At 40.8% G+C, this 25548-nt stretch carries 21 protein-coding genes and 1 other RNA gene; 14 read left to right on the top strand and 8 right to left on the bottom strand.

Features of this window, described 5'->3' with window-relative positions:
* The first annotated feature begins 29 nt into the window (after positions 1-29).
* The 3 genes from A3G3_RS0105990 (at position 30) to A3G3_RS0105985 (ending at position 4046) form a co-directional block, all read left to right on the top strand.
* Positions 30-1793 carry a GspE/PulE family protein gene (locus A3G3_RS0105990; protein ID WP_019519638.1) on the top strand — a complete coding sequence of 588 codons (1764 nt, stop codon included), beginning with the start codon at positions 30-32 and terminating at the stop codon, positions 1791-1793.
* 21 nt (positions 1794-1814) lie between these two features.
* A non-coding RNA gene (gene ssrS, locus A3G3_RS14255) (6S RNA) lies at positions 1815-2006 on the top strand.
* A 174-nt stretch (positions 2007-2180) separates the two neighbouring features.
* A complete protein-coding gene (locus A3G3_RS0105985; RefSeq protein ID WP_040631347.1) occupies positions 2181-4046 on the top strand; it encodes a TonB-dependent receptor domain-containing protein in 1866 nt (621 codons plus the stop codon).
* A gap of 64 nt (positions 4047-4110) precedes the next feature.
* Here the strand turns inward: A3G3_RS0105985 and A3G3_RS0105980 are convergent, their stop codons facing one another.
* The 3 genes from A3G3_RS0105980 to A3G3_RS0105970 all read right to left on the bottom strand — a co-directional run bounded on the left by A3G3_RS0105980 (position 4111) and on the right by A3G3_RS0105970 (position 6607).
* Positions 4111-5310, bottom strand: a complete 1200-nt coding sequence (locus tag A3G3_RS0105980; RefSeq protein WP_026212880.1) for a cupin domain-containing protein — start codon at positions 5308-5310, stop codon at positions 4111-4113.
* Between the two features lie 24 nt (positions 5311-5334).
* On the bottom strand, positions 5335-5619 hold the full coding sequence (locus A3G3_RS0105975; RefSeq protein WP_019519635.1) for a hypothetical protein: 285 nt from the start codon (positions 5617-5619) through the stop codon (positions 5335-5337).
* A gap of 64 nt (positions 5620-5683) precedes the next feature.
* Entirely contained in the window at positions 5684-6607 is a 924-nt protein-coding gene (locus A3G3_RS0105970) for a DUF3025 domain-containing protein (RefSeq protein WP_019519634.1), read from the bottom strand.
* Positions 6608-6849: 242 nt separating this feature from the next.
* Here A3G3_RS0105970 and A3G3_RS0105965 point away from each other — a divergent pair, with 242 nt between their 5' ends.
* The 8 genes from A3G3_RS0105965 (at position 6850) to A3G3_RS0105930 (ending at position 17409) form a co-directional block, all read left to right on the top strand.
* Positions 6850-7458: an OmpW/AlkL family protein gene (locus A3G3_RS0105965; RefSeq protein ID WP_019519633.1), complete on the top strand. Its 609-nt coding sequence runs from the start codon at positions 6850-6852 to the stop codon at positions 7456-7458.
* A gap of 207 nt (positions 7459-7665) precedes the next feature.
* Entirely contained in the window at positions 7666-10476 is a 2811-nt protein-coding gene (locus A3G3_RS0105960; RefSeq protein WP_019519632.1) for a lytic transglycosylase, read from the top strand.
* A gap of 153 nt (positions 10477-10629) precedes the next feature.
* Positions 10630-11100 carry a hypothetical protein gene (locus tag A3G3_RS0105955; RefSeq protein ID WP_019519631.1) on the top strand — a complete coding sequence of 157 codons (471 nt, stop codon included), beginning with the start codon at positions 10630-10632 and terminating at the stop codon, positions 11098-11100.
* A 30-nt stretch (positions 11101-11130) separates the two neighbouring features.
* Entirely contained in the window at positions 11131-12234 is a 1104-nt protein-coding gene (gene aroC, locus A3G3_RS0105950; protein WP_019519630.1) for a chorismate synthase, read from the top strand.
* A 33-nt stretch (positions 12235-12267) separates the two neighbouring features.
* Positions 12268-13032, top strand: a complete 765-nt coding sequence (locus A3G3_RS0105945) for a hypothetical protein (protein WP_019519629.1) — start codon at positions 12268-12270, stop codon at positions 13030-13032.
* Positions 13033-13081: 49 nt separating this feature from the next.
* Positions 13082-14188, top strand: a complete 1107-nt coding sequence (serC, locus tag A3G3_RS0105940) for a 3-phosphoserine/phosphohydroxythreonine transaminase (protein WP_019519628.1) — start codon at positions 13082-13084, stop codon at positions 14186-14188.
* Between the two features lie 198 nt (positions 14189-14386).
* Positions 14387-15268, top strand: a complete 882-nt coding sequence (locus tag A3G3_RS0105935) for a LysM peptidoglycan-binding domain-containing protein (protein ID WP_019519627.1) — start codon at positions 14387-14389, stop codon at positions 15266-15268.
* A gap of 122 nt (positions 15269-15390) precedes the next feature.
* On the top strand, positions 15391-17409 hold the full coding sequence (locus A3G3_RS0105930) for an extracellular solute-binding protein (RefSeq protein WP_228702714.1): 2019 nt from the start codon (positions 15391-15393) through the stop codon (positions 17407-17409).
* A gap of 49 nt (positions 17410-17458) precedes the next feature.
* Here the strand turns inward: A3G3_RS0105930 and sat are convergent, their stop codons facing one another.
* The 3 genes from sat to A3G3_RS0105915 are packed head-to-tail and all read right to left on the bottom strand — an operon-like array spanning position 17459 to position 20976.
* Positions 17459-18697 carry a sulfate adenylyltransferase gene (gene sat, locus A3G3_RS0105925; protein WP_019519625.1) on the bottom strand — a complete coding sequence of 413 codons (1239 nt, stop codon included), beginning with the start codon at positions 18695-18697 and terminating at the stop codon, positions 17459-17461.
* Between the two features lie 25 nt (positions 18698-18722).
* Positions 18723-19301, bottom strand: coding sequence for a DUF934 domain-containing protein (locus A3G3_RS13990; RefSeq protein WP_019519624.1), 579 nt, complete (start codon positions 19299-19301; stop codon positions 18723-18725).
* On the bottom strand, positions 19288-20976 hold the full coding sequence (locus A3G3_RS0105915; protein WP_019519623.1) for a nitrite/sulfite reductase: 1689 nt from the start codon (positions 20974-20976) through the stop codon (positions 19288-19290). Before A3G3_RS0105915 ends, A3G3_RS13990 begins: the two co-directional genes overlap by 14 nt.
* A 240-nt stretch (positions 20977-21216) precedes the next feature.
* Between A3G3_RS0105915 and A3G3_RS0105910 the strand changes: the two genes are divergently transcribed.
* Positions 21217-21852 (top strand): phosphoadenosine phosphosulfate reductase domain-containing protein, encoded by a 636-nt coding sequence (locus A3G3_RS0105910; RefSeq protein WP_019519622.1) that lies wholly within the window; start codon positions 21217-21219, stop codon positions 21850-21852.
* 33 nt (positions 21853-21885) lie between these two features.
* Positions 21886-23322: a siroheme synthase CysG gene (gene cysG / locus A3G3_RS0105905; RefSeq protein WP_019519621.1), complete on the top strand. Its 1437-nt coding sequence runs from the start codon at positions 21886-21888 to the stop codon at positions 23320-23322.
* Here the strand turns inward: cysG and A3G3_RS0105900 are convergent.
* Positions 23314-23562 (bottom strand): hypothetical protein, encoded by a 249-nt coding sequence (locus tag A3G3_RS0105900; protein WP_019519620.1) that lies wholly within the window; start codon positions 23560-23562, stop codon positions 23314-23316. The two genes, cysG and A3G3_RS0105900, sit on opposite strands and share 9 nt — an antisense overlap.
* Before the next feature lie 212 nt (positions 23563-23774).
* Here A3G3_RS0105900 and A3G3_RS0105895 point away from each other — a divergent pair, with 212 nt between their 5' ends.
* On the top strand, positions 23775-25094 hold the full coding sequence (locus A3G3_RS0105895) for a solute carrier family 23 protein (protein ID WP_019519619.1): 1320 nt from the start codon (positions 23775-23777) through the stop codon (positions 25092-25094).
* 60 nt (positions 25095-25154) lie between these two features.
* Here A3G3_RS0105895 and A3G3_RS0105890 read toward each other — a convergent pair whose 3' ends face one another.
* Positions 25155-25547 carry a DUF423 domain-containing protein gene (locus A3G3_RS0105890; RefSeq protein ID WP_019519618.1) on the bottom strand — a complete coding sequence of 131 codons (393 nt, stop codon included), beginning with the start codon at positions 25545-25547 and terminating at the stop codon, positions 25155-25157.
* Between the last annotated feature and the right edge of the window lies 1 nt (position 25548).

Raw genomic sequence — 25548 nt, 5'->3', positions numbered from 1 at the left:
TTTAAATTATATTTAATTAAAGGTTTATTATGCACAAGCAAGCGTTTTCTATCGTGATTGACACCCGTTGGTGTTTGGATGAATTACTCAAAGCGGGGCATATTGACCAACGTGATTATAATTTGGTGATTACCAGTAATCGCCCAAATCTGCACCCACTCCAAGTGATTGCGGGTTTTAATTTGACCGATAAAAAAACCGCTCAACCGCTCAATTTAGAACGACTAAATCGTTGGCTTGCCGAGCGTGCCAATATGGAATATCTTCGTATTGACCCGCTCAAAACCGATGTGCCGTCGGTTACGTCTATTATGTCGTTTGAATATGCCAAATCACAATTTATTTTGCCTGTGGCGGTGAGTGATAGCGAAGTGGTGATTGGCACTGACCAGCCGTTATTTTTTGATTGGCAGGATAATATTAGCCATATTATTCGCCCAAAAACTATTAAAACCGTGCTGTTAAGCCCTGACCAAATTAACCGTTATCGCCAAGAATTTTATCAAGTTACCAAAGCGATTGCAGGGGCAAACAGCGACCAACGCCGTGCTGAAGCGGATGTTACTAACGTGGAAGCCTTGCTCCAACTTGGCAATATGGAAAATCCTGATGCCAACGACCACCATATTGTTAAAGTGGTGGATTGGCTTTTGCAATATGCCTTTGACCAACGTGCCAGCGATATTCATCTTGAGCCACGCCGTGAGACAGGCAAAGTGCGTTTTCGTATTGATGGTGTGTTACATACCGTGTACGAAATGCCTGCAGGAATTATGACGGCGGTTGTGGCTCGGATAAAAATTTTGGGTCGGTTAAATGTTGCTGAAAAACGCAAACCCCAAGACGGACGACTTAAAACTCGCACGCCAAAAGGGTTAGAAACCGAGTTACGGCTATCTACCATGCCGACGGCTTTTGGGGAAAAATTAGTCATGCGAGTATTTGACCCTGATGTGTTGGTGCGAAGTTTTCAACAGTTAGGATTAACAGGGCGAGATTTACAAAAATGGCATGAAATGACGGCTCAGCCCAATGGTATTATTTTGGTAACAGGTCCAACGGGTTCGGGTAAAACTACCACCTTATACAGTACATTAAAACAGTTAGCCACTGAAGAAGTGAACGTATGTACCATTGAAGATCCGATTGAAATGGTCGAGCCGACGTTTAATCAAATGCAAGTACACAGTAATATTGAGTTAAGTTTTGCCGACGGTATCCGAGCGTTGATGCGTCAAGACCCTGATATTATCATGGTAGGAGAAATCCGTGATACCGAAACTGCCGAAATGGCAGTGCAAGCGTCTTTAACTGGGCATTTGGTATTGTCAACCTTGCATACCAATGATGCACCGAGTTCATTGACACGGTTGCATGATTTGGGTGTTGCACCGTTTTTGACATCGGCAACGATTTTGGGGGTTATGGCTCAGCGTTTGGTGAGAACGCTGTGTTCACATTGTAAAACTGAGCGACCGATTAGCGAGCTTGAAAAACAAACGTGGCACGAACTTACCACGCCTTGGAAAGCCCCTGCACCTGAAAGAATTACCCATGCGGTGGGCTGTGAGCATTGCCGACATACAGGCTACTTGGGACGTGTGGGTTTGTATGAAATTATGGTGCTAAATAATGAGCTAAAACGGCTGATTAGCGAAGGGGCGAATTTAAACACCTTAACCCAAAAAGCCTATCAAGACGGACTGCAACCGTTACGCTTGGCAGGTGCAAAGAAAATCGCTGAGGGTATCACCAGCTTTGAAGAAATCCTAAAAGTCGTACCATTGCATTAGACCTAAAAAAGCGTTATAATGTCATTTCTGGAGTATTCGCCAGTTTATGGTATTACCTGAGCTGATAATCTACTTTAGGGTCACATCCTAATCATTTGTTGTGTATGCCTGCATCCTTGCGATGTATCAGGAAACCTTAAGAATGATTGTGTGACCCACCTTTGAACATCACAGTTCATGGGTTCACATAGACAGCGGTACTCTGGTTTTTTTTGCTATATTTGTTAAGATATTTTTATTTATAAAATTATTAAAAATAATAAATTAAAATTTTCTCACGTTATCATGAGTAAATACCGACTCATTTTTATGGTAAATCTTACCTAAAGTTTGCTAAAATGTCGCAGTTTATTTTAACTTTTTAACAAATTGTGAGTTATACAACCCATGAAAACCCAACTTACCCTTCTAAGCCTGATGTTAACGGCGATTACTAGCCAAGCCTACGCCGATACGATACATTCTGTTGACAGGATGCCAACTGCCCAGTTGCCTGAAATCACCATTACCGCAACACGTACCAAAACCCCTATTAAAAATACCATTGCCCAAACGACCGTAATTAACGAAGAAGCGTTGCAACGTTATCAAGGGCAAAGTGTGTTAGATGTGTTACGTCAGCAGGGTGGTTTTTATGTTACTCAAAATGGCGGTGATGGCACAGCGAGTGGTATTCGTTTGCGTGGCTATACAGGCAATCAAGTGTTGGTGCTGGTGGATGGGGTTCGTTATAGCTCTGTTACGACAGGCAGTTCGGCGTTGTCGCTCATTCCTGCTGACCAAATTGACCGTATTGAAATTTTACACGGTGCATCAGGCTCTTCGCTGTATGGTGCGGATGCGATGGGTGGGGTCATTCAAATTTTTACTAAGGGTCAAAATGCCAATCAGTCTAACGTTGCGGTTACGCTCGGTGCAGGGACGGAAGAAAGCTACAAAGCCCAAGTAACAGGGCAATATGTCAACCAAGCGACTACTTTAAGTTTATCGGGTGGCTATGAAAAAACCGATGGTATTGACGCGACAAAACCGTATGCACAATTTAATGCTCATCATCCTGATAATGACGGTTTTGAGTCAAAAAATGCGAGCTTGGTTGCCAAACATCGCATTAATGAAGCGATAGAAGTTGGCTTGTCAGGGTTGTATGCCAAATCAACGACTGATTATGACAGCAGTGCTTATGATTTTATCAATAATGTGAGTTTGCCGTATGCCAATAGTTATAGCGACCAAAAAAATGGGGCAGTTTCGGGCTTTGTGAATTATAGCCAAGATAACTTTTCTGCTGAGTTAAAATATGGACAAAGTTTTGATAAATCAACCGCTTATGATGGTAATACCCAAACAGGTGGACAGTTTGATACGACTCAAGACCAAGCGACTTTACAATTAGGCTATCAATTACCGTTGGGTAAAATTATCGGTGGTTATGAGCATTTAAAACAAGAAATTGAAAGTACTGCTAACTATGCCCAAAAAGAGCGTACGATAAAAAGTATCTTTGCAGGCTATCAGTTAGCAACGGCTGATTATGATGCTCAGCTTGCAGTCAGAAATGATGATAATTCGCAGTTTGGCAATGAAACCACGTATAGCCTTGGTGGTGCGTATCGCATTGTGCCAAATGTAAGGGTGGGTGCCTCCTATGCGACAGTATTTGTCGTGCCGAGTTTTAACTTTTTATACTATCCATTTGGGGCAAATCCAAACCTAAAAGCAGAAACCAGTAAAAATACCGAAGTTTTTGTGGAATATGATAATGATTTGCAAAAAACGCGTTTAACCGCTTATCAATCGGATGTAACAGACAAAATTGTTAATGATGCGAATTTTATTCCACAAAATATTGATGAGGTGGATATTAAAGGGATATCTTTGGTGAGCGATTGGCAAATTAATAATATTTTGTTTGGTTTAAATTATGATTATGTGGATACCGAAGACAAAGCAGGGAAACAATTGGCGTATCAACCAACACATAAAGGCTTGGTCTATGTTGGCTATCAACAACCAGAGTTTGATATCCGTGCGGAAGTTCAGCATATTGGCGAACGTTTTACTAATGCAAGCAACACATCCACGCTTGATAGCTACACATTATTAAATATTTCTGGTAATTATTATTTAAATAAAAACTTAACCTTAAATGCTCGTTTAAATAACTTAACAAGCGAAGATTACGAAACGGTTTATGGCTACAACCAAAAAGGCATTAATGCCTTTGTATCAGCGACTTATCAGTGGTTCTAATATATTTGTAACAAGAAAAGCCTTTGAGATTTTCAAAGGCTTTTTTATGATTGATAAAAACTAATTACCGTGGTTCATCAATATTCACATCATCAACATCCACAGTTACCCAACCATTCTCCAGCCATTCACAAACGCTGTCTATGTCCACATTGGCTTTTTCAAGGTCGGTTAAGCCTAAACTTTCACCATTTGCCAAACGTACGAGTACCGCTTGGGCTTGGCTATCAATATCATCATCACACACACATTCACCATTGATAAATAATCGAATTTGCGTATCTTTTTGCGTATTTTGTTTGACAAAAATCATGCGACTGGCTAAATCTTGGCTAATTGTCGACCTTTGTGCCAACGCATCGCTAAGCTCGCCAATTGTCAACACCTCTTCAGCTAACATCAAATCATATTGGCGTTTGCTCACCGTTTCGGCAATCGCTTGACGAATAAGGGTATCGCCCGTATCAGAATTTAGTAAATTAATCAGCTGTTGTTTCATATCTTGGATAGACTCAGCGTGCAATTCCCCTGCAGGCGTGCGTGGTTGAGCGATTTTTAGCGGAATGGAAAGTTTGTCAAAATGGGTTGCTACATCGGTGATATTATCCAATAATTGTAAGGGATTTGGACGGCGACAACCAAAGGAAAAGGTCAAACAATCATCCACTGCCACACCATAATGCGATAGATTAGTCGGCACATACAGTACATCGCCCACGTTTAGTACCGCATCAAAAATCAGCTCGCCCATGTCGTCCATGATGCGAATGGGTTGACCTTGCTGAAACTTGGTATTTTCATCACAATAATCGCCCAGTTGCCAATGGCGTGAGCCGTAGCCTTGTGCCAAAAACACATCGTAATTGTCATAATGTTTGCCAACGCCACCACCTTCTGGGGCGTAGGAAACCATGATGTCATCGCGTTGCCATTGTGGAATAAAGTCAAAAGCGTGCCACAGCTTTGCCAATTCTGGCGACCATTGTTCCATGTTTTGCACCAAAACCGTCCAATGTTTGGGTAAATTGGTAAAATCCTGTTGGCTAAGCGGACTATTTTTTAGTAACCATTGCCCATTTTGTTGTGAAATTAGCCGAGCAGTTGCATCTTCGTCTTGTGCCAACGTCAAAATATCGTCAGGCTCAAACATCCCGACTAGGGCAGGTAAACCATTTTTGATTAGCAATGGTTTTTTTTGCCAATATTCGGTTAAAAATTGCTCAGGACTGATATCACATGGCAGGCAGTAGGGAATTTTTGACATCATAATTTCTCTTTTTTAACCGATTTATACACCAAAATTACCGTCTTGCACCACCAACAACACATCACCCAGACTGGATAATTTTAACAAATTGCCCGAGCGAAATACTTCCACATTTGCCCCTTTTTTGTCTTTATATTCCTTGTGGCGAGAGTAATTATTATGCTCAAGCTCAAACCGCACCACGTGTTGTAGCAGGACTTCTAACTCATCCAAAGTATAATCTTGCCATGCCACATCCACATAGGGAGCAAGTTTGCCTGTGACAAGACGTAATGTATCGGCGGTTTTAATCAGCTTGGTCGTCATGATTTTTCCTTGTTTTTGTTAAAAATTCGTAAAAAAATAGCTGTTTTAATGTAACAATATTTTGCTAAAAATTCAACCATTCATTTGTGTTTAATTGCCAAATATTGGCAGGCTCGCCTTGGCGTTTTTGCCGAAAAACTTGGCGGTCTTGGTAAAATACCAAATCTTGCTTATAACCGTGCTTTGGTGCAAAATTAGGTATGCCCAAAATCGGTAAAGGTTGGAACATTTTTGAATGTAACATTTGTTTTAAAAAAAGATTTGCTAAAAATACGTCTAAAATTTTGCGTTGATTGTCAATGTTTTGTGTTTGCCAAGCATCATCAACCAAAATTAGTAGGGTGTGAGCGGTAATATTTTTGCGTGGCCGAATTAATTTTTCCAATAATGCGTGACCGACTGCAAAAAACTGGGTGTTTTGCCAATGATTTTTTTTGGTAATGAATGCCGTTTCCCAGTCAAAATTTTGCAAATTTGTCAATAATTGTTGGTTATTACTGACAATTACGCCACCGTTTTCATCAAATAAAGTCAACGCATTGCGTAACGGCGTGCGAGTGTTGTCAATACCATGTTGCTCAATATCGCAGGCGTGCAAGCGGTTGAAACTGGCTTTGGTATTGGGAAAATTAAGCCAAATCAGTCCATTTAATAGGTCATGAAAATTATCACGTGTGGGAATATTGCCTGTGTCAGCGATAAAACTTTCATAAGCGGTGTGCAGTGGTAGGGCGTTTTGTGGCTCAAAAAAGAGTGGTAAATTTTGAAAATTACTAAAAGAATATTGCGTATTAAACCGTAATTTTTCTAAATTAAAATTTAATAATTCATAAACAAAATTAAATTTTGGATTTTCGCCAATATTTTCGTTAATTTTGACAAAAAAATTACTCGGAATTTTTAAATTTTGATACCAAAGTGCCCTAAAATCAATGGTTTGTAATAATTGATTTACGGTCAATAAAGGCGTTGTGATTGAATGTGTCATTTAAAATTTAGGATTTGTCGTAAAGAGTTGGGGTATTTTAACATGATTTTAATAAAATATGACTGTTTGGTATAAGTTTTTGCCAAAATGTTGCTTGAAAGCTACCTAAAAAAATGTTAATCTACCTACATCAGCAAAACCCAATGGTTTGATTTATTCGAATATTGGCGATATATAGATAATTAACAACTGTTAACAAACTCTGTGAGATTTTTAATTTTTTTTTAATGTGGAGAATAACTGTGAAACTACATCATATTGCATTGGCTTCTTTGGCAGTATTTGCAAGCTCAACCGCACTCGCGGTGCCAGCAGGTACTTGGACTGTGGGCGTGGGTGCGGCTTATGTTGACCCACAATCAGACGCAAGCGTTTTAAAAAATGGTGCAAGCGTTACTGTTGATGAAAACACCCAACCATCATTGACTTTTGAGTACTTCCCAGCGAACAATGTGGGTATTGAAGTATTAGCAGCATTACCATTTCAACATGACATCAATATCGGTGGTAACTATGCTGGTAAAACCCAACATTTACCGCCAACGGTCTCTTTAAACTATCACTTTGACGGTTTGCATAGCAAAGTAAAACCATTCGTAGGCGTTGGTGTGAACTACACAACTTTCTTTAAAGAGCGTCTTTATACGCCAAGCGTTGATTTAGAACTGGATGACAGTGTTGGTGCAGCAGGTCAAGTGGGTGTGGATTTTAAAATTAGCGACCGTGATGCGGTTCGTGTAAATGCTCGTTATATCAATATTGAAAGTGATGTGAAACTTAATGGTGCTGATGCAGGTACTGTAGAAATCAACCCATGGGTGTACGGTGTTTCCTATGTTAAAAGTTTCTAATGTTTAATTAGTTATTTTTAATGATAAAAAAGTCAGTAAGTTTTTTTGCTTACTGGCTTTTTTTTGCAAATGCCAAAATTTCCTTGTTAAAACTTAATAAAATTGGTGATTAACCAAATTTATTAACAAAAAAAGTCAGCTTGTGTGTTTAGTTATTTGGGATTTTATTGTAAACTATCCGATATTTTTTATTGTTAAGGAATTTTCATGTTACAATCAGTAAACGCTCGTTTTGGGGGTCCTTTGTCAGCTTTGACTTTGGCGGTATCTGGTATGTTGTTATCGGCTTGTAGCAGTACGCCAACCGCATCAACCCAGCGACCTAACACAACGTCGGTGGTTCAGCCAACTTATAACACCAAACCAACGGTAGCCACTGCCCAACAAAATGCAGCGTTATTGGACATGGACAGCCTTGATGAGTTAGAAGGCTTGTTAGAAGCGACAGACATGGCAATGGTGGAAAATAGTGCGTTGTTGGTGCAACAGTACGGTAATTTGTGGGATAGATTGCGTGCCAATTACAAAATGGGCAGTAGCTACTATGACCCACGCATTGAAGCCCAAAAAAGTTGGTTTATTTCTCGTCAAGATTATCTAAACCGCTTGACCGCTCGTGCAAGCCGTTATTTATATCATACTGTGCGTGAAGCAGAACGCCGTAATATTCCTGCAGAACTAGCGTTATTGCCTGTGATTGAAAGCTCTTATGACCCGAATGCGACCAGTAATGCGGCAGCAGCAGGACTTTGGCAATTTATCCCAAGTACAGGGCGGATTTATGGTTTAAATCAAACATCAACGTTTGATGGTCGCCGTGATGTGATTGAGTCAACGCGCGCGGCTTATGACTTTTTGACAAGTTTGTACAATCAATTTGGCAGTTGGGAGCTTGCGTTAGCAGCCTATAATGCAGGACCGGGACGTGTGAGTTCTGCCATTCGCTACAACCAATCGCAAGGTTTGCCGACCGATTATTGGTCATTGCGTTTGCCAACAGAAACGATGAACTATGTACCACGTTTTATGGCGGTGGCTCAGATTGTGAAAGACCCGTATTCGTATGGTGTCAGTTTGCCAGCGATTGCCAATCGTCAACACTTTCGTAGTGTGCCTGCCAATGTGGGTGTCACGTTATCAGAAATTAGCAGTTTAACAGGCACAAGCTATGATGAATTGCGTGCGTTAAATGGGGGTCTGCTAGCAGGCTCGGTGGATATGTCAGGTCCAAGCCGGGTGTTAATTCCCAATGATGTCAACACCAAAATTGACAATCAAATTACCCGTTTAACAGGTAATGGCTTTGCATCAAGCTATACGGCGAGTAACGGCTACGTCGCCCCAAATATCCCAAATCCAACGGTAACGACACCAAGTAGTGGGGATTCGTTAGCGGCAGCACAGCAAGCCTTTGCCAAAAAAGAAAACTTGCCAACTTCAAGTACCGACTTGGCAAATATGGCAAATAATATGGTGAAAAACCAAACGACAACTTATGTCGCACCGATTGCCACTACCAAAGAACCACCCATTTCAGCGAGCGAGCAACGCCAAGTCACCGCCGAAATGCAATCTGCCAATACTTTGCCAACCACATCGGTAACGGTTACGCCAAACAATACGATTGTACAAGAACCGCCATTGTCACAAGCAGAGCGTAATCAAATTGCTGAGCAAATTGAACAAACATCGCCACAAGTTTCTCAAGCGATTAACCCAATGGATGGTAATATTAAATTAGATGCCATTCAAACCCAACAATCGGTGCTAGAAGCCAAAGGTGAAAGCAAAAAACTGAGCTATAATGAACCAACCACGGCTAAATCCAATACGCCAAAAGCGACCGTCACCAAACCTGTCAAACCACGTCCGACAGGCACTCGTACCACTTATCAAGTGAAACGTGGTGACACCTTGTCAAATATCGCCAGCCGTATGGGGGTGAACTGGCGTGATATCGCAGAGTGGAATCAAATTGACCCGAATGCCCCATTATTGGCGGGTTCAACTCTGTATCTTTATAATGCCAAACCTGTTGCTGACAATGAAACGCAGAGTAAACCAATTCAAGCCAAACGTCAAGACAGCTATGTGGTACAATCAGGTGACACCTTGACAGGGATTGCTGATAAATTTAATTTAAGCGTGAATGATTTGGCAAAATACAATAATATTCCGACCAATTATCAAGTGAAAACCAAACAAACCTTGTGGTTAATTCCTGATAAAGTGGCAAAATCAACCACATCAACCACCCCGCAAAAATCAACCCCACCAACCAAAAAATACCAAGGGGCAACGGGTAAATATAAGGTACAATCAGGCGATACGCTAATTGGCATTGCTAATAAGTTAGGTGTGTCGGCGGATGATATTGCTGAGCTCAATGACTTTAACGCCACTTCAAAACTACAACGTGGACAAAGCATTACCGTGCCGGTTAGTCAAGCCAAAGCTACCTATGTCTTGACAGGTAAAACGGTGGATTACACGGTAAAACGTGGCGATAATTTAAATGCGATTGCGGATAAATTTGACATATCGGTAGGTGACCTTGCCAGTGCTAACGGTTTAAAAACTAATAGCGGACTACAAGCAGGGCAAAAACTCACTATTCCACAAGCAGGTAAAGCTACGAGCAAAAAAACTGCTACTAAAGCCGAAAAAGACGACAAAGCTGATAGCAAAGAAAGCAAAGCCGTGCGCAAATACAAAGGTGCTACCGAAAGCTATCAAGTCAAATCTGGCGATAGCTTAAACGGCTTGTCTGCACGTTATGGCATTTCGGCAACCGATTTGGCAGGGTTAAATAACTTAAAATCTAACGCATCATTACAACGTGGTCAAACCATTCAAGTGCCAAAACTTTTCACCACTTATAAAGTAAAATCAGGCGATAGTATGATTTCTTTGGCAAAACGCTATGGCGTTAGCACCAAAGAATTGGCGGGTATGAATGACATGACGAGTACCACGCAACTAAAAATCGGACAAGTGTTGACCGTGCCAAACCGATAATTGGTAAATAGTGACGAAAGACTTTTGGCATTTTGCAAAGGTCTTTTGCTCAAGTTTGGCTAATTTTATCAGGCTTTTATAGGATTGAATTTGCTCAGTTACTAGTCCAAACTCAACAATATGCCTGTGAAAGTTTTTAATCTGTTTATATAAATGATTACTACAAAAAGCACATTATTAACCCAAGAGTTAATCAATGAACTTGTTGATATATTAAAATCACATTCATTAAAATTAAATAATGACAATGGATTAGCCCAGCAGTTTGCTTATAATTTGTATGTCATGGCAGAAGTATTTTTGCCGTCCTGTCAAGGTGAGCGTTACTATAAAGATAATGCCAGAAGTCGTTTATTTTTGTTTTGGCTTGTCAATTTTATGGATGGTAGTACAGATGTGCCACGTTTTTTTGAGCAATTATTTGATTTGCCATTTTTAAAGATATATATCGCTCACATAATTATTGATTTTTGGGTGGATTGTGCATTAGTTGATGATTTGATGGAGGGTACCAAGAATTCATTAAAACCTATTTATGATACCGCCAATGAATATTTGATGAGGTTACGAGATGAGCATATTCATTTTGATGATGTGGTGATTGTGTCTCTTTTGAAGAATTAAATTAAAAAGCTAAGAAATATAAGGAAAACTATGGCAGGCAATACTATCGGACAAATGTTTACGCTTACCACAGCAGGCGAGTCGCATGGCGTAGGATTGATGGCAATCGTGGATGGTGTCCCACCAAATATTGAACTTTGTGAAGCAGATTTGCAAATTGATTTAGACCGCAGAAAACCCGGTACATCAAAATTTGCCACCCAACGCCGTGAAGATGACAAGGTTGAGATTATTTCAGGTGTCTTTGAAGGCAAAACCACAGGCACGCCGATTGGACTGTTAATCCGTAATACCAACCAAAAATCCAAAGACTACAGCGATATCAAAGATGTTTTTCGCCCCAATCATGCCGATTATACTTATACCATGAAATACGGCTTTCGGGACTATCGTGGTGGTGGACGCTCATCTGCTCGAGAAACAGCCATGCGAGTAGCAGGGGGTGCGATTGCCAAAAAACTGTTAAAAGACCATTTAGGCGTAAAAATTCGTGGTTTTGTAACGCAGATTGGCAGTGCGATTGCAAAAGACATTGACGAAACACAGATTGACTGGGATTTTGTCAATAATAATCCGTTTTTTTGTGCAGATAGCGATATCCTTCCAACCTTTGAAAAAACTATCGCCAAATGCCGAGAAAATGGCACCAGTGTCGGTGCAAAAATCACCATTTTAGCAACTGGTGTGCCTGTCGGCTTGGGTGAGCCTGTGTTTGACCGACTTGATGCTGACATCGCCCATGCCATGATGAGCATTAATGCCGTTAAAGGCGTGGAAATTGGTGACGGTTTTGCCGTAGCGGAACAATTTGGACATGAAAGCCGAGATGAACTCACACCAGACGGTTTTTTAGCCAATCATGCAGGTGGGATTTTGGGCGGAATTTCTAGCGGTCAGACCATTAAAGTCAGTATCGCTTTAAAACCCACCGCCAGCATTACCACCGCAGGGCAAAGTATTGATATTTATGGCAACCCAGTCAATATGCTCACCAAAGGGCGTCATGACCCTTGCGTTGGCGTGCGTGCAACGCCGATTGCCGAGGCAATGCTAGCGATTGTTTTGGCAGACCATTATTTGCGTCATCGTGGACAAAATGCCGATGTTGTGCCATCGTTGTCGCCGATTGCATAATGTTATTGTGGCGGTTTGACTGGTGGTTTCGTGATGAAATATTCGTATCAATACTGGCAAAATCAGCTGTTAGCAGAAATGGGCATTGATCGTTGGGCGTTGCAAACTGCAGAAGTGATTGAAATTGGTTTGGATGAATTGGCAGAAAGTTTGATGCCTTTTTTTCAAAATAATGAGCTTCAAAATAAACCATTTCAAAAACAAACACATCAAAATAATGAAATTCAAGCCAATTTGCCCAATACGATTAAAAATATTGCCAATGAAAATCGTTTTGAGCGTTTTGAACCGCTAGATAACGAACAGCGAAGTGGACAAACGGTAGAAAATAATCCGTCAGCGGTCATTGTTACCGCCAATGTGGTCAGTTCATTTGCGTTACAAATGGCGGTGTTTGAAGAGTGGGTGTTGATGGTGGATATGGCGGTGATAAGCCGACACGAACCACAGCATAAACTTTGGCAATCGTTGATAACTACCTTGGGATTAACGCCAAAAGATTTTTACTTTCCGTTGATTTCACAGGATTTTGATAATGAAATGTGTACGGATGTCATTGCGTTAGCGACTTTTGCAGGGACAGTGAACGCTATTTATCCAAACCCTGAGCGAAAGCCCAAATTGCTCAGTTTGACCGCATTGCCGTCATTATTTGCTAACACGTCCTTTGATGCCAATTATCATTTGGCAACGATGCTGAACGATTTTCAGCAAAAACGCAAATTTTGGCAGACCATTCAACAACGCACGTTTCAACGAACTGATGCAGAATGGTTGGATAAATTGGCAATGGTTTAGTTTTAATATTTTTAAATTTTTAATAAAATCAATAAGTTAGGAGTTTATAATGAGTGGATTAAATTTTGACAAACGGGTGCATAATTTTTGTGCAGGTCCTGCAACCATGCCGAAAGCGGTGTTAGAAAAAGCCCAAAATGAGCTGTTAAATTGGAAAAATGGCGGTTCGTCCGTCATGGAAATTAGCCACCGCAGTGCTGATTTTACGCAAATTGCCCAAAAATCTGAGCAAGATTTGCGAAAATTGATGAATATTCCTGACAATTATAAAGTGCTATTTTTGCAAGGCGGTGCAAGTTTACAATTTTCTACTATTCCGATGAATTTGTTGCACGGTACGGCGGATTATTTGGACACAGGGATTTGGTCAAAAAAAGCCATTAGCGAGGCCCAACGCTATGAGCAAGCAGGCTTGGGCAAAATTAATGTGGTCGCCAGTGCCAAAGACAGCAATTACACGAGTGTGCCAGATATCAGCAGTTGGCAACTGTCTGAAAATGCGGATTATTTTCACTATTGCCCCAACGAAACCATTCAAGGGCTTGCTATGTTTGATGTGCCAAACGTGACTGCTCCGATTGTTGCTGATATGTCATCGTGTATTTTGTCAACGCCAATTGATGTGTCAAAATTTGGGCTGATTTATGCAGGGGCTCAAAAAAATATTGGTCCAGCGGGTTTGACTTTGGTGATTGTGCGTGAAGACTTGTTGGGAAATGCCAATTTAATTTGCCCAAATACGCAAAATTACAAAAACCAAGCGGACAATGACAGTATGCTGAATACGCCTGCGACTTTTGCCTGGTATTTATCAGGTTTGGTATTTGAATGGCTATTAGAGCAGGGCGGTGTGGAAGCGATTTATCAACAAAATCTTGAAAAAGCTCGTCGCTTGTACGATTTTATTGACAATAGTGATTTTTATCACAATCCAGTCGCCAAAAACAACCGTTCAATCATGAATGTGCCGTTTACTTTGGCAGATAGCAATCTTGACAAACTATTTTTAGAACAGTCAGCACAAGTAGGATTATTGAACCTAAAAGGGCATAAATCGGTGGGTGGTATGCGTGCAAGTATTTATAATGCGATTGATTTAGCGGCGATTGATGATTTAATCGGATTTATGCAACACTTTGAGAATAAACGAGTTTAATTTTTGTAACAGTTGGTTTACAATAAAGTAAAGGGTATGTTTTGCCCTTTGCTGTTAATATTAAAATTGTTTTAAATCAAAGAACAAAGAAGTTTTCAATGTTGTTTTACAAAGTTTCTTGTCAGAGTTCAAGGCAAATAAATTGGGCAATATTAACAGGTTTTGATTTTTTAATGGTTTCATTAAAGGGAGAAAACTATGTTCACTCATATTTCATCATTTTGGGTAAAACCATTGACTGTTGTGACGTTGTTAGGGGTTAGCACGCTTGGCTTCAGTGCGTCAACTTATCGTGTTAAAGCAGGCGACACCTTGTCTAGCATCGCAAAACAATATGGTGTGAGTGTTCAAGAACTGCAAAATATCAATAATTTAAAATCAATCAATGATATTAAAATTGGCGATATCGTGTTGTTAAATGACAGTAGTGCGATTAGTTATACAGGACAAAAAACGACCTATACGATACAAGCAGGCGATACGATTAGTTCAATTGTCAAAAAATTTGACACTACCCCTGCGGTACTCGCAGAATTAAACCCAAGCTTGCAAAGTAACTATAACCAAATTGTGATTGGGCAAAAACTTATTGTCCCTGCCAAAACAGTGGTAAATACCACAACCACTACAAATAGCTCACCGAAAAAAGCCTATACAGGCAAAAATTTTGTCTATAAAGTCAAAAGTGGGGATACCTTTTTGGGCATTGCTAATCGTTTTAATATCAGTGCAAGCGACTTAGCGGAGCTAAATGACACCAATGTGATGACACGGGTACAAATAGGGCAAACCTTGCTGATTCCAGAAACGGCTGATAGTTTAAAAAAACTAGCGAATGAAAAAGCGACAACCACGACACAAACAACGACAACAACCGTAAAACCAAAAACCACAACCACCACCATTAAAACGGGCGGTAAAGTTGATGTGATTAATTATGAAGTGCAAAAGGGTGATAGCCTAGGTGGGTTATCACAGCGTTATAATGTCAAATTGTCAGCATTGGCAGAAATCAACGGTTTAAGTAACACGAGTCAATTAAAAATTGGACAAAAGTTGGTTATTCCTGTGATTAAATAAATCATGCGTAAAGCTAAAATGAAACAAAAAAAGTCCACACGTTGGGCTTTTTTTATGCGTTGTGATAAATTTTTTGTGTTAGAATAGCTGATTATTTGCAAAATTTTTGTCAAGGTTTTGTCATGCCACCTAATTTTTTTCACCCTTATTTTTATCAAAAAAATGCTAAAAAAATCTTGCTTGGGGTTATCGTTACTACAAGCGCACTAACCGCGATTGCTAATACGCAACCTAGCCCAACAACACAAGCTAAAAAACAAACAAAAGTTGATAATAAAGTTGCACAAGTCAGTCAACATAACCTTACTCAACATGCCTTATCACAAAAAAGACGACAACCGCAAATGCTGAAAAAAGGTATTCAAACCGTTACCGCCCTTGCTCATAACAGCACGCCAACTTTTGTCGGATTGCAACATTTGCCCTATGCCAATCCCAATGCTCCAAAAGGTGGCACGTTGTCACTGTCGGCTCAAGGCACGTTCAACAGCCTAAATCCTTGGTATGATAACGGTACACCTGTGACAGGTACGTCTTATCTGTACGATACTTTGATGACAGGCTCGTTGTCCGAAGCCTTTGTCATGTATCCACAGCTTGCCCAAAAAGTGACCTTTGACCCAGATGATAAAAGTTGGGTAATTTATCATGTCAATCCGCACGCCAAATTTTGGGACGGTTCACCTGTCACTGCCCACGACGTGAAAGCCAGTATCAATGCTATTTTAACCAAAGGCACGATGAGTATGCGAAGTTATTTGGCAGGAATAAAAGACATCCAAGTAGTTGATAATTATCAAGTTAAATTTATTTTTGACGGAGCAGATAATGCTGAATTATTGTTAACTGTTGGGCAAATGCCAATTTGGAAAAAACAAAGTATTGATGAAAATTTTGACAAAGTATCTTTAACACCATTAATCGGTAGTGGGGCATATAAAGTCGGACATATTGACGCAGGTCGCTCCATTAGCTATGTGCGAGACCCCAATTATTGGGGGACAAAGTCTGAAAGTGCCGTCATGGCAAATGTGGGTCGCTTTAATTTTGATACGATAAAATTTGTGTATTATCAAAGCCCTGAAGTGGCGTTTGAAGGCTTTAAAGCAGGGGAGTATCAGTTTCGTGCCGAAAATAAGGCTCGTACTTGGGTAACAGGTTATCATTTTCCTGCGGTCAAAAATGGCATGGTAAAAAAAGAAAGCATCGAAAATCACAATCCTATCCCCACGCAAGCCCTAGTGATGAACAATCGCCGAGCCTTGTTTTCCGATATCCGAGTGAGACAGGCGTTGACGTTGGCGTATGATTTTGCATGGCTAAATCGCACAATGTTTTACGGGCAATATCAGCGGTTGACTAGCTTTTTTTATGGCTCAGAATTGCAAGCGACAGGTACGCCAACCCCAAGCGAAATACAAGTGCTACAGCCGTTATTGGCAAAACTTGACCCAATCGCCCAGCACTTTGTGATGTTAGACTGGCAAAGTGAGCAATCGCCATTTTACCAACAACAATCAGACGGCTTTAACCGTGAACGTCTGTTGCAAGCCAGAGCATTGTTGTTACAGGCAGGGTTTTTTTATCAAAATGGCAAACTTTATCAAAAAAATGGTGAATTGGCGAGTTTTCAGATTTTGATAAATAATGACAGTCAAGCTCGGATTATTTTACCCTATGTGCGAAATTTACAGCGGTTGGGTTTTAGTGTGAGTATTCGTAATGCCGATTTACCGCAATATTTACAGCGAGTGCGAGAATTTGATTATGATATGATTGTGGATGTTTTTGCCCAAAGTCTATCGCCAGGAGCGGAGCAAAGCTATCTGTGGGGTTCCAAATCTGCCGATGAACAGGGCAATCAAAATACTGCAGGTATCAAAAATCCAGTGATTGACAGTGTGATTGAGCAACTTATCAAATCGCATAACCGTGATGACATTATGTTGTATACCAAGGTGCTTGACCGTTTGTTATTGGCACATTTTTATGTGATACCGACCTATGGCAAGTCGCAAGATACGGTAGCATATTGGCAACAGTTTGAGCATGGGGCGTTGCCGACCAATGCGGTGGGGATTGATTATTGGTGGGTAAATGCGGATAAAGAACAAGCGGTTAAGGCGTATTTGGGAAAATAAAAAAACAGTGAATATATCACTGCTTTTTATTTTGCAAAAGACAACAGATTTATTTTGCTGAATGCCCTTTTAATGCCACTTGATGACGGTCATTTTCCGCCAAATTTTGATAATATGTTTGCAAAATTGCCAATACTTCAGGACGGCTAAAATGCTCAGGAATGGGCTGATTTTCCGATAAGGCTTTGCGTAATTTTGTGCCAGACACTTTCACATGAAAACGCTCATCATGCGGACAAGTTTTGGTACTCGCCATGCTGTCGCACGCCGTGCAATAAAACGTCCAATCAATTTTTAACGGCTGAGTTATCAAGTCATCATCGCTTAACCTATCAAAGATTTTTTGAGCGTCAAATGCCCCATAATAATCGCCAACGCCTGCATGGTCTCGCCCAACAATCAAATGACTGCACCCATAATTTTGACGGAACAAGGCATGCAATAAGGCTTCTCGTGGACCAGCATACCGCATATCTAGCGGATAACCTGCCTGAACGACGGTGTCTTTTTTGAAATAATTATCAATCAGCGTGCCTATCGCTTCTTGACGTACCTCCGCAGGAATGTCGCCTTTTTTTAACGCCCCAAGCAAGCTGTGAATGAGAACGCCATCACAAATTTCTACCGCAATCTTCGCCAAATATTCGTGCGAGCGGTGCATCGGATTACGAGTTTGGAAAGCTGATACCGTTTTCCAACCTTTTTTGGCAAAAATTTCTCGAGTTTGGGTCGGCGTGAGATAAATGTCAGGGTATTTTTCTGGAAAATCGCCTTCGCTCAATACCATTACATCACCTGCCAAATTGACATCGCCTTGAGCCAATACCATGGCGACACCGGGGTGTTCGCTGTCGGTCGTGCCGAATACTGTTTTGCATTCAAATGCTTTGTCAATCGTATATTTTTCGCTCAATCTCAAAATACCACGGATTTCACCGTCCGCCACCAAAGCCACATCATCGCCGATGTTCAGCGTGTCGGCGGTCGTTTGGTCGGTGGATAGGGTAATCGGAATTGGGAAAAATACACCCTGCAATTCGCCTGTCGCCAAGTGCATATTGTCACACACGCTGTACCAGTCGGCATGGTTCATAAAGCCGTCTAGCGGTGTAAATCCGCCAATGCCAAGCATAATCAAATCGCCCGCTTCCCGAGAGCTGATGTTGATTTTTGGTAAAGTTTCGGCTCGCTGTTGGGCGTTGATTAGATCCTGCCCTGTCAAAAGTTTGGGTTTTAACACAGGACTGCCATGCGGTGGCACAAGTCCGTCTGTGGTTTGATAATTCATAAAACTTCCTTAAAATGTTAAAAAGTTAGCCTTGTAAATGAGCAAACATCGGTAAAATTTGACTACTTTTACCGTCGTAATAATGTCTAATTTTGTCAAAATGTTCAAAAAAATGGGGTTTAAAAACCGCATCATCAACCACAAATTCGCTAAAGCCAACACGTTGTAACAACGGCAAACTATCGGCAATCAAGCCACCTGTCGCTCGTAAAGTCAAATTTGGCGAAAAACGGCTGTCATGCTGTAATTGTTTGGCAAAGCTATAGCCACGCCCATCACGAAATCCTGCAAAATCTATCACAATCAGGGAGATATTGGTAAAAATTTGGCTTAAAAATGGTTTAATTTTGGCAAAATCCACTTCGCCTGATAACTGTAAACCAATTTTTTTATCGGTTATATTTTTTAGTGAAATTAAAAAATTCAGTAAATTTTTAACTAGGTTTTCGTCGTCAAACTCTAAGGTATTTGCTTTGACAATCACTTCATCAACATTGGTATCAATATCAGATGTTAAGGTTAAATTGTCTAATAAAAGAGTTTGGTTAAACTCAATGATTTCACTAGAAATATCCAAAATTTTTTCGGTATTAATAACTGGCATACACTCGCTCCTTAAATGGTTCAACGCCAATACGTTCTACAGTATCTGAAAACAGTTCATCAGGCATGCGTTGTTCCAAATAAACGTGTAAAATTCTATCCAAAGTTATCGCGACATCATCGGCAGACACTGCTTTTCCTAAGATTTTACCCAGTTTGGCATCTTCTTTTGATGAGCCACCGATTGAGATTTGATACCAATGTTCGCCCTTTTTATCCACGCCCAAAATGCCAATATCACCAACATGATGATGGGCACAGGCGTTCATACAGCCCGACATATTTAGGCGAATATCACCCAAATCATAGACAAAATCTAGGTCATCAAATTGCTGATTGATTTTATCCACGATGTTCAGCGTACTGGCATTAGCAAGCGAACAATAGTCAAATCCGGGACAAGCGATGATGTCGGTCAGCGTGCCGATATTGGCTCTTGCCAGGTCGTATTTTGCCAAAGTTTGCCAAACATCAAACAAATCAGATAGTTTAACATCACTTAACAATAAATTTTGATGATGCGTGGCTCGGATTTCGCTAAAACTGTAATTATCCGCCAATTCTGCGATAACTCGCATTTGCGTGGCAGTTACATCACCTGCAATTTTTAAAAATGGTTTTAACGAAATATTGACAATCCGATAACCGTTTTGTTTGTGATTTTTGGTATTATGCGTGTACCAGTTGGCAAAATCACGATTTTTGGCAAGCTGTTTTTGTAAATTTTCATCAATTTTTCTTAATTCATCTTGTGAAAATTCTTGGTAATTTGGTGTGGTAAAAAACGATTTGGCATAATTAATTTGTGCGTTTGTTAAAGTCAATTCGCCGTCTTTACTGCCTTTGATGTCAGCTGTGCCGTGCCAAGCATCATCAACCAATTTGGCAAATTCATCTTTGCCCATGCTGTCCACCAAGATTTTGATACGAGCCTTGTACTTGTTATCACGTCTGCCGTACAGGTTGTATACACGCAAAATCGCATCAAGATAACTTAACAAATGTTTGGGCTCTAAAAATTCGCAAATCACTTTACCTATCATTGGCGTTCTGCCCAATCCGCCACCGACCACCACTTCAAAGCCGATATCGCCCTTATCATTTTTGACAATATGCAAGCCGATGTCGTGGAGCATTGACGCACTGCGGTCTTCTTTTGAGCCGATGACAGCGATTTTAAATTTACGGGGTAAAAAGGTAAATTCTGGGTGAAAAGTTGACCACTGGCGAATGATTTCACAGTACGGACGTGGGTCGGCGATTTCTGCCGTGTTTACCCCTGCGTAAGGGTCGGTGGTCGTGTTGCGAATGCAGTTGCCAGAGGTTTGAATGGCGTGCATTTGCACTGTTGCCAACTCCGCCAAAATGTCAGGAACTTCTTCCAGTTTTACCCAGTTGAGCTGAATGTTGGTGCGAGTGGTAAAATGTCCGTAGCCCTTGTCAAATTTTTCGGTAATGTCGGCAAGTTTTCGCAACTGATAACTCGCCAACAAGCCGTAAGGAATGGCGATGCGGAGCATAGGGGCTTGGCGTTGAATGTATAAGCCATTCATTAACCGTAGTGGTAAAAACGCTTCTTCAGACAATTCGCCTGCCAAAAAACGTTGGGTTTGGTTGCGATATTGCTCAACCCTATCATTGACAAGTTGTTGGTCAATCGGATTATAGCGATACATAAAAATCCTTAAAAATCAATAAAATAATAATAAAAATGACGGGTATTTGCTTGCAAAAAACCTGTTTTGATTTTTTTTAGCTTGCAAAATTTTCCACTATAGTAGAACCATTTTGCCAAATTGATAAATTCTATCTATTCATAAGTATATCGGTTTTTTGCATTTTTATTCATAACCAAAAGCCATTAGCATAAGCAATACCCAAATTTCATTTCAGCTTTATGTTAAGAAGGAAAACCCATGAGTAATAAACTTAACCTAGACATCGCCCAAATCAACGCCGAATTACAAGGCAAAACCGCACAAGACATCATTGCTTGGGCGTTATCGGTTGCCAAAAATCCCCTTATTACCACCAATTTTCGTCCGTATGAGTCGGTAATTTTGCACCTGGTTAGCCAACAAAAATCGGATATTCCTGTGCTATTCGTGGATAGTGGTTACAACACGGAAGCGACTTATCGTTGTGCCTTTAAAATCATCAAAGACTTGAATTTAAAGGTTTTAACCTATTTGCCAAAACAGTCAAGTGCGTGGCGAAATGCCGAATTTAACGGTATTCCAAGCGTGGACAATCCTGCTCATGCCACTTTTACCGAGCAAGTCAAACTTGAGCCGTTCGCTCGCGCCCTGCAAGACATTCAGCCAGATTTGTGGATTAATGCTATTCGTAAAGACCAAACAGAATTTCGTCAATCGCTTGACATCGTGACTGTGAGTAAAGACGGTATTATCAAGGTTGCACCGCTGTTTCATTGGGCAGAAAATGACTTGGAAAAATATGTGCAAGCGAACAATTTGCCAAATGAACACGATTATTTTGACCCAACCAAAGTTGAAGAAAATCGTGAGTGTGGCTTGCATACCCAATTATAATTTTTTGTCAAATTTTGTTTGAAAGGAAATCGCATGAAAACTTTACCACTTTTTTTTAATCTACAAAATTGCCCTGTGTTGTTAGTCGGTGGTGGTGAAGTTGCCATGCGAAAAGCTGAGTTATTGGCACAAGCTGGGGCGGCCATAACTTTTGTTGCTCCAGCATTTGAACCGCAACTTTTGCAAAAATTTCAACAACATCATCAATTTATTCAAGATGATTATCAAGAAAAGTATTTACAAAATCAAAGACTTGTCATCGCTTGTACGGATAATCAAATTGTCAATGAACAAGTTTTTCATGACAGCGAACGCCAACATATTCCTGTAAATGTGGTGGATAATCCTGAACTCTGTCGTTTTATTTTTCCTGCGATTGTGGACAGAGAGCCGATTACCGTGGCGATTTCTAGCAATGGCACATCGCCTGTATTGGCTCGGTTGTTGCGTGCCAAATTGGAAAGTTTGTTACCGCAAAATTTGGGCAAATTGGCAGAATTGGCAGGCAAGTATCGTCAAACCGTCAAACAAAAATTACCGCACATCACGGCTCGCAGACAGTTGTGGGAAAAGGTGTTTGGTGGCGAAACTTTGACCGCACAAGCCAGTGATTTTGGCATAACCAGTGAAATTGCCGAACAAATTTTTGCCAATGATTTTGACAAGGCAGAACAGCAATTAGCCGACTTGATAGAGATGTTTGCTAACGATTATCAAGACAAAGGAGTAGAAAAAATCGGCAAAGTTTACATCGTTGGGGCAGGGGCGGGCGACCCAGATTTGCTGACGTTTAAAGCGTTACGCTATATGCAACAGGCGGATATTGTGTTTTATGATAACTTGGTTTCCGAGCCGATTTTGAACTTGTGTCGCCGAGATGCGAGCAAAATTTATGTTGGTAAAAAAGCCAGTAACCATGCGGTTGCTCAAGAAACAATCAATGATTTGTTGATGCAACACGCCAAATTTGGCAAACGTGTGCTACGCCTAAAAGGGGGTGACCCCCTGATTTTTGGGCGTGGTGGCGAAGAAGCCGAACGCCTTGCCGAGGCAGGGATAGACTATGAAATCGTGGCGGGCATCACGTCAGCGACCGCAGGGGCGAGCTGTGCAGGCATACCGCTCACGCACCGAGATTACGCCCAGTCGGTCAAGTTTGTAACCGCTTGTTTAAAAAAAGATACACCGAACGAAAATTATCAAGATTTGCTAGACGATACACAAACCGTGGTGTTTTATATGGGTTTAGGTAAGTTAGATATTTTAATAACTGGGTTAATTAAAGCTGGAAAATCTGCCGATACGCCGATAGCCATAGTGTCCAATGCAAGTTTGCCAAATCAACGAGTTTTGACAGGTACGCTACAAAATATTGTGGAAAAACAAGCAGTTGCTAGGCTACCTGCCCCTGCCTTGTTGATTATGGGAAATGTCGTAAAATTACGAGAAAGGTTGGGGAAATTAGATTAACTTATTTTTACCGCCACGCCAATCTACTAAATCATTGGTATGTTCAAATTTCGGAATGGGTTTAAAACCGCTTTCAATGGATGTTTTTATCAATTCCAAATCAAAATCAAAAGGACGTTCAATTTGTTTGGGTAAATTTTTTTCCAAAAATTGACTGGCGTATTTTTCCGTATTTATGCCTTGGGTTTGGGCGATTTGTTGAATGTAAATTTCAGTTTGTGGCGATAAGTCAATAATCATTTTTTTCTTTTTAAATCAATCAAAATTATTCGCTTATCATGACAAAAAAATCTTAAAACTCAAGTTATTTTTTGCAATAGGCGTGATTTTTAGCAGAATTTTTTCCAAAAAATAAAAGATTACAAAAATTAACAATTAGGGTATAATGCACCGAATTTGGGCATAGCTTTATTCTCAAAAATAATCACGTCACAAAACAGCATGGGGGAAAAATGGCTGACCAATACACAACCCAACCAACCGCCGATACAGGCTGGTTTCCAAAATGGCAACCTTATAAAGGCGACCTAGACCAGCACCCTGTCGGTATTCACGAGTATTTGCCTGTGGATAAAAGTATTTTGCTTGGTTTACAGCACGCTTTTGCTATGTTTGGGGCGACTGTGTTAGCCCCTTTGTTAATGGGTTTTGATGCGAATTTAGCGATTTTAATGGCGGGGATTAGCACGATTGGCTTTTTCTTTTTGACAGGCGGGCGTGTGCCGAGTTATTTGGGCTCAAGTTTTGCGTTTATCGCCCCTGTGATTACCGCAACGGCGTATGCAGGATCGGGTTTTAATGTCAATTTATCGGTGGCGTTGGGCGGTATTGTGGCGTGTGGGGCGATTTATGCCATGATTGGATTATTGGTGATGAAAACAGGCGTGGCGTGGATTGAAAAGTTGATGCCACCGATTGTCACTGGGGCGATTGTGATGATTATTGGTTTAAATCTTGCACCTGTCACGATTAAGGGCGTATCAGGCAATCAATTTGACAGTTGGGTGGCGTTATTGACCGTGTTGTGTATTAGTGGCGTGGCGGTGTTCGCTCGTGGCATGCTCCGCCGTTTGTTGTTGCTAGTGGGGTTGGTGTTGGCGTATTTGGTGTATTTTGTGTTAACCAATGTCATGGGTTTAGGAACGCCCATTGATTTTGCTCCTGTTGCTAATGCACCGCTCTTTGGTTTGCCAAAATTTTATACACCAACTTTTGAGATGAATGCGATTGTTTTAATTGCCCCTGTGGCATTTATTTTGGTAGCGGAAAATTTGGGACATATTAAAGCGGTAGAAGCGATGACAGGGCAAAAAGTGTCGCCGTATATGGGGCGGGCGTTTTTTGCAGACGGTGCGTGCACCATGATGTCAGCAGGCGTGGGCGGAACAGGTGTTACCACCTATGCGGAAAATATCGGTGTCATGGCGGTAACAAAAGTGTATTCTACCACCATTTTTGTGGTGGCAGGGTTGGTCGCAGTTTTATTGGGTTTATCGCCAAAATTTGGGGCGATTATTCATAGCATTCCGCCTGCGTTGCTCGGTGGGGCGTCCATTGTGGTTTTTGGCTTGATTACCATTGCAGGGGCAAAAATTTGGATTGATGATAACATTGATTTTAGCAAAAATTCCAATCTAATCATTGGTGCAGTAACATTGATTATGGGGGCAGGGGACTTTAGTTTGCATATCGGTCAGTTTAATTTGGGTGGAATTGGCACGGCAACATTGACGGCAATTGTATTAAATTTGGTGTTAAATCGGCAAAAATAATCAAAAATTTTTGGTAAATTGTGAAAAAAAAGTTGGGTACAAATATACACCCAACTTTTTTTACAAAACTTTTAACTTACTTTCGCTATTTTTTTTGTGCAAAAATATAGCGAGCCACAACCAAGCAAACACCATCAACGAGCCACCAATCGGCGTAATCGCCCCAAGCCAACGGGGCATTCCTAACGCCATAAGATACAGTGACCCTGTAAAAATCAGGCTACCGATTTGCATGGTTAAAGCGATGTTTTTAATGGCGTATTTTTGCCGAATTAAAATAGATACCGCAAGTAGTCCTAACGCTTGATAAAATAAATAATCTGTGCCTGTGTGCCACCAAGCGAGCTGTTCAGCAGTCAGCGTTTTTTTTAAGCCGTGAGCCCCGAACGCTCCACAACCGATAGCCGTTGCCATATTGATACAGGCGATACTTGTCCAGTTTATTTTTTTCATT

The sequence above is a fragment of the Moraxella boevrei DSM 14165 genome (assembly GCF_000379845.1).
In the GTDB taxonomy this organism is placed as follows: Bacteria; Pseudomonadota; Gammaproteobacteria; order Pseudomonadales; family Moraxellaceae; genus Faucicola; species Faucicola boevrei.
Note: the sequence above shows the minus strand (reverse complement) of the source record. Positions and strands in the feature narration are given on the sequence as shown.